The organism is Allobosea sp. 05T433 (genome assembly GCF_056396065.1).
In genome coordinates, this window is record NZ_JBFTKS010000070.1 from 1 (window position 1) to 5,651 (window position 5,651).

Sequence of the window (5,651 nt, forward strand, 5' to 3'; positions counted from 1 at the left end):
GTAGGCCCTCGTGCGAGGGGGCAGCGACAGGTTCATCCGTGTCGGCGAGTGTGCGCAGGCATGATGTCGCGACCATGGGCATCCTCCGACGGCAGCGTGCCAGAAGGATGCAATGTCCGCCATGGCCCTGTGGGCCAAATTCACCGTCACCGGAAGTCGCGCGTCTTGACCCTGATCGGATCGAGTTCGAGTCAAGCTGCTGCTGGGGGAAGGCCCACAGCACAGGATCGGCCCCCTAAACAGCCAGAGGTTTCAATACCGACGAAAGGATAATGGCATCGGCCATGGTGCTGCAGGTAGGAGAGTGGCGTCGCGGGGAGGGAACGCCGTGATGAGAGCCGGCAGCGTTCCATCAGATGAACGCGCCGGCTCAATTCTCAAGGCCCCCGGCGGATAACCGCAGCGCGCGCGTCGCTTCGCGAGAAGGCAATGACTCCGAGGAACATTGAGTAGTAACATCCGTTTCGGTGGGGGCTGCGCGCTAAACTTGGCCCAGGGCGTCAAGGTGCTGCCATGAAAGACGGAAACGGAAATCCTCTTTCGCCGGAACAAGAGGCTGCAATCCGGAACGGAGCGCTCTCCGTAAAGGAACACACTGAGCATGGCCTTGCTGAGGACCTAGTTGCCAGGACCGCTCGGAAGCATGGGGTGGGAATAGACGCGGTAGAGGTCGCGTTAGCAACGCTTCGCCGCGGTCATGGCAAGATGGCCCAATTCTCTCATCCTGAGTTTGGTGGGATGGCCCAATGGATCGCCGGCGGGATGAGCATGGTCGGAGACATGTTCAATGCCGCGACAAGGGGAAGCTTGATGGAGTGCTTCACGACCTAGCTGATGGGCTCCAGAGGGGCGAAATCGAGATGGATGTGGCAAAGCGCGCAAGCAAAAGCCATCCAGCGCGGAGCAACGAATTAGGCTGGCCCGCCGAGTTTGGTCTCCCAGCGACAGCGGGAAGCCAAAACGACATGCGTTATGCCTTCTTTCCGACCGCCCGTCGGCTGATCATCGACGATGGAACCAAACGGACGGTTTATGACACCGGTGAGCACATGATCTCCGGGGTCTCGCAACAGCAGAGTGCCGACCGAACGACGACGTTTCAAAGCCAGCTCGGCGCGGTAAATATTGGAGACCTCCCAATCCTGCGTTAGCTCGAGCGAATTCCCGTGCGGGATCGGGTGGCGAGAGATGGACTTCGACTAGCTGCTCAGCCTACGTCCCCGCCGATACCGCCAACGATGGCGGGCGTTCGTGTATCCACTCGTTGTAGTCACCAGCGACAGTTCTCGCGGACCGGCCGGATGGATTCCTGGATGCCGTCGAGTTTGAAGTATGCTTCGCCGGTCCGAAGACTGGTCTCACCCCGAACAAAGTAATCTTCGGCGTCAAGGAGAGCCTTTACGAGGGTAACCAAGCCGCATGTCGAATACTGCCTCAATGTGTGTCGCGGCGGGGAGGCTTGGATGGCGACGATCACCTACGCGGAATGGCTCAAACAGCTCGAGAGAATGGAGCGAGAGCAACGCGACCACTATGCCGCCAACCGCGAGAAGGAAGGCGAAGCGGTCGGCAGGCAGATCGAGCAATGGATCGTTGAGGGTCGCGCTGAGGGATTCTGTGCGCCGGATGGGCGCCCGCTTTCGCGGGTCGTGACACTCGCAACGGCGTCCGGATGAGAGCTTGTGTCGGACTGAGTTGAGCGCTGCCGCGCGCAACCAACGTGGCTAGCACCGCGCGACTGCTCGTGATGACGTCCTTCGGATGGAGCTGTTCCGTCGCGAAGGATGTGTCAGCCGCGGGAAGCTGCGTATGAGTTCATTCGTCGCGTGGGGGCATCACATGCTTGCGGGCAATCCCGTCAAGGCTGTCTGGCTGCGCGCTGCGATCGTGCTGGCGCTCGCTAGGCTCATCGTCATCCCGATCGCCGTCAAATAAGAGCGCGGGCCGGCAGGGAGCTGGGGGGCTTGATCCAGCCGGCCGGCTGCCCAGCGAGCCCGGACAGCCACCGAGCCTCGCGGCTCGGCCGCACGATCATCATCGGCCGAAAGGGAGGGATGGCAAGGTGTCCGAGTGCGACTTCCCTCAGTTCAATGCATGATGCCGGACCCACGTTCGAGGAAAGCCGGCGTCCCTTCGTTCTCCACAGTGAGTCAGAACTCACGGTGGGCGTCCTGGCCAGTAGCGAAGAGATCATCCCACGCTGGTCGAGTTCGACGCAACCCCTTGGTTCGACGAGGCCGATCCGGCCGCCATTGCGCTTCTCGCCAAACGGGGCTGGTCGGCGCCGTGGGTCGCTGACGCCCTCGAGCTCCGGACTGGATATGAAGCGATCAGCGAACTGATCCGCTACGCGCGGGATCGGCTGGAGATCGAGTCGAGGGAGGATCCATCCTGGCCGACATTCGAGTGCCGTGTCGATGGCGCCGAGGCGACCGCATGGCTCGATCGACATCGACCCGATATCGCAACTGAGCTCCGCCCGCGCCGCTTCGGGTGGTCGAGAAGAGGTCCATGGTTGATCGCGAGCGCGTCGTTGCCGGGCGCCAGTCTTCGTGTGCCATTGCCGCGCGAACGCGATCGGACACGACCGCGACGGGACCGCATCAATACCAATTCAGCTAGCAGCCTTGGCCGCGAACCTCGGCGATCAGATCACCGGCCGCCCGGAACGAGTAGCCTACCACGTCGCCGTCCGCGTGGATCCAATCCCGATTGGCCCGTGCAGACCAGAACTCCCGGGCAGTGTCGTCGTCGTTAAGATCTAATGCACGTCTGACAGCCCTCTCAAAAGCCGCATGTGGTTCTATCGCTCGATCAGACCTCGACGACACAGAGGGGATCGAACCACGGATTTTCTCGATCACCGTGAAGATTTGGATAGCCAGCCTGATTGCCAGGACGCGGGTGCGGTCCACTCGGTAGTCGTGTGATCCGTGATCGTGGCCGTGGACCCAGAGTTCGGGCTGGTTCCCTCCATCAGAGCCGCAGCCCGGAGCCGGGGGCGCCCTATACCTATGTGACGACGAAGACATTCCTGGCGGTCTTGGGTCTCGCCAGCCTGCGCGACCTGCCCGATCTCGAGAAGCTCGAGGATGCGGGCCTGCTGAGCAAGGACACGCTGCTGGCGAGGCGATTCCGACGAGCGGCGCCGACGTTCTCCCCCTTTGATGACCCGGATCCGAGCGGTGGAACTGAGCCTCGCCTCTGACCTGGGATCGTTCAGCCGTACTCAAAAGTCTGGATTGGCGCGCTTGAAGACGAGCCGGCCCGCTCTAAGGTACGAATGTGTGTTGAGGGAGAGTTGCGATGGCCTACCGCCCCCACGATGTCATGTTTGCTTTCGCCAAGACAAGAAACGGCACGCACGTTGCGCTTGCGATGCAAAAACACCCCTACCGGAAAACGCCGAACGAGTTCGAGATCGAAGGGGTCGATCTTGACACTGAGCTGTGCCTGCAAAACGGCTTTCTCCCCGTCGGGCCAAGGGTCTGGTCATTGGTCGGTGATATCGACCAAGAAATGGCGGTCGCGTTTTTGACGGGTCTTGGCTTCGTTTACGACCCTCATATCGCGGCGCGGGATCGGGCAACGGATGTCGTCGAGGGTCGCTCGACTAAGGAGATCCTCGGTTTCTACCGCGCCGAATGGCTTGTGATGGTCGTAACGTCGGTCGCGCTGGCGTCTTGGGTTGCGATTTGAGCACTGTGATGGGGATCGACGCCGTGGTGGCCGGCCGGCTTGTCAGCACGCCGCAGCCCGGCTTTGCCCTGCACCAGCTGACCTAGGGCGGCGGCGCCGAGGGGAGGGCGACGCAGAACGCGACAGCCTCCCCTTTGATGACCCGGATCCGAGCGGTGGAACTGAGCCGAGAGCATGTCGGCGGATCCGCCCGGGCCCTCGCATTCAATCTGAGGCCTCACTCGGCGCGAAGATTCTCGGCTGACGCTTTGCCCGACCGCCTGTCTGGCACGAGCTCGTAGGAGATCTTTTGTCCTTCGCGCAGGTCGCGCATGCCCGCTCGTTCGACCGCGCTGATGTGAACGAAGGCATCCTGGCCGCCATCGTCCGGCTGGATAAAGCCAAAGCCCTTGGTCGAATTAAACCACTTCACTGTTCCCGTCGCCATAAGCCACCTTTTAATTAATCGACAAGCCAGCATCGCACGACGCTCGAATTGCGCAAGCCGAAGTGTTGACGTCATGCCGTAGGCCAAGGTGATTGGCATTTTCTTGTTGGAACAGCGTATCTCTCGATTCTCGGTAGACTGGATTGGCGTTATAGGGTTGGCAGCCGTCACCACAGAGTGACGCAACTGGTTAAGCACCTTATCGCCCCGTCGTTGCGAGACACCCCGACGGGGCGGAATCTTTATTTGTGTTGGCCGGGCTGACAGGTCGGTCGTTCCCAGGCGTTGATGGCCCGAACAGGGCAATGGCGAGCACGAGATTAATAAATAGAAGTTGCCGGCGACTGAGCAAAGCCACGGTAATCCAAGAACCAAAATGGAGAGGGGAAGCTCTGAGACCTCAAAGGCCGCGATCAATTCCCGGCTACCACGGCCGCGATTGATCCTGACCCGCGTCGAATAGAGCTTCCCCTCCCACTTCCCCAGCCTAGGCGGCCCGATGGCTGCTCCGCAAGAAGCAGGGATGCCGGAATGTTATCTAACCGTTGCCCGCAGACCCATGCGAACAGCAGCCAGATACTTGTTCTTCTCAGCCAAACCCAGCTTCGAGGTAGTTGCGACGGTGTCCACTGGAGTAAAACCGACGCCAGCTAACCTGCGGGGGCAATGGTGGCGGGTGATGCGTCCGCGCGGCTGGCTCAGGCGGCATGTCGCGCCCGAGTTGGGGTCATCGCAACTGACGGAGTGGACGTCGGCGCCGATGAGATCTCCGGCACGGTCTACGTGTTCCGGCCACGGTCCACCGAGCGATCAAGCTCGTTCGATAGAAAGCAGAAGCCTTTCGCTGCCTATAAGAAAAAGGCCCGGCTTGCGCCGGGCCTTCCTTGGAGACGTAGAGAGACTTGGACGATCAGAAGTCCATGCCGCCCATGCCGCCGCCGCCCGGCATAGCCGGCATGGCGTCCTTCTTCGGCAGCTCGGCGATCATCGCTTCGGTGGTGATCAGCAGGCCGGCGATCGAAGCCGCGTCCTGGATCGCCGTGCGCACGACCTTGGTCGGGTCGATAATGCCGGCCTTGACCAGATCGCCGTACTCACCGGTCTGGGCATTGTAGCCGTAGGCGTAGTCCTTCGACTCGAGCAGCTTGCCGACCACGACTGCGCCGTCATCACCGGCGTTGTCCACGATCTGCTTGGCCGGGGCCATGATCGCCTTGCGGACGATCTCGATGCCGGTCTTCTGGTCGTCGTTCTGGGTCTTGATCGACTTGACGGTCTGGAGCGCGCGCAGGAGCGCCACGCCGCCACCCGGCAGGATGCCTTCTTCGACCGCAGCGCGGGTCGCGTTCAGGGCATCGTCGACGCGGTCCTTCTTTTCCTTGACTTCGACCTCGGTCGCGCCGCCGACGCGGATCACCGCGACGCCGCCAGCGAGCTTGGCCAGACGCTCCTGGAGCTTCTCGCGATCGTAGTCAGACGAGGTCTCCTCGATCTGCGCCTTGATCTGCGCAACGCGGCCCTCGAT

6 protein-coding genes and 1 pseudogene are annotated in these 5,651 nt (G+C 61.6%); 5 read left to right on the forward strand and 2 right to left on the reverse strand.

The features are described from left to right. The first annotated feature begins 965 nt into the window (after positions 1-965). The 5 genes and pseudogenes from AC1DGP_RS34570 to AC1DGP_RS34590 all read left to right on the forward strand — a co-directional run bounded on the left by AC1DGP_RS34570 (position 966) and on the right by AC1DGP_RS34590 (position 3,699). Entirely contained in the window at positions 966-1,151 is a 186-nt protein-coding gene (locus tag AC1DGP_RS34570; RefSeq protein WP_476770749.1) for a hypothetical protein, read from the forward strand. 312 nt (positions 1,152-1,463) lie between these two features. Further along, positions 1,464-1,676, forward strand: coding sequence for a hypothetical protein (locus AC1DGP_RS34575; protein ID WP_441509179.1), 213 nt, complete (start codon positions 1,464-1,466; stop codon positions 1,674-1,676). A 133-nt stretch (positions 1,677-1,809) separates the two neighbouring features. Then, a complete protein-coding gene (locus AC1DGP_RS34580) occupies positions 1,810-1,935 on the forward strand; it encodes a hypothetical protein (protein ID WP_441509178.1) in 126 nt (41 codons plus the stop codon). A gap of 1,048 nt (positions 1,936-2,983) precedes the next feature. Beyond that, positions 2,984-3,208: pseudogene (locus AC1DGP_RS34585) on the forward strand (SMC-Scp complex subunit ScpB); the annotation flags it as partial. Between the two features lie 98 nt (positions 3,209-3,306). Beyond that, positions 3,307-3,699, forward strand: a complete 393-nt coding sequence (locus AC1DGP_RS34590; protein WP_476770750.1) for a hypothetical protein — start codon at positions 3,307-3,309, stop codon at positions 3,697-3,699. A gap of 217 nt (positions 3,700-3,916) precedes the next feature. On the opposite strand, the gene AC1DGP_RS34595 is transcribed toward AC1DGP_RS34590, so the two are convergent. After that, positions 3,917-4,126, reverse strand: coding sequence for a cold-shock protein (locus AC1DGP_RS34595; RefSeq protein ID WP_441509217.1), 210 nt, complete (start codon positions 4,124-4,126; stop codon positions 3,917-3,919). Positions 4,127-5,036: 910 nt separating this feature from the next. Beyond that, the coding region (locus tag AC1DGP_RS34600; protein ID WP_476833228.1) for a TCP-1/cpn60 chaperonin family protein at positions 5,037-5,651 on the reverse strand (615 nt) is incomplete at its 5' end.

Bases quoted from the DNA above. Each gene is read 5' to 3' on its own strand.
- AC1DGP_RS34590 (WP_476770750.1), top strand. From the start codon at position 3,307: ATGGCCTACCGCCCCCACGATGTCATGTTTGCTTTCGCCAAGACAAGA.
- AC1DGP_RS34595 (WP_441509217.1), bottom strand. From the start codon at position 4,126: ATGGCGACGGGAACAGTGAAGTGGTTTAATTCGACCAAGGGCTTTGGC.
- AC1DGP_RS34570 (WP_476770749.1), top strand. From the start codon at position 966: ATGCGTTATGCCTTCTTTCCGACCGCCCGTCGGCTGATCATCGACGAT.
- AC1DGP_RS34575 (WP_441509179.1), top strand. From the start codon at position 1,464: ATGGCGACGATCACCTACGCGGAATGGCTCAAACAGCTCGAGAGAATG.
- AC1DGP_RS34580 (WP_441509178.1), top strand. From the start codon at position 1,810: ATGAGTTCATTCGTCGCGTGGGGGCATCACATGCTTGCGGGCAATCCC.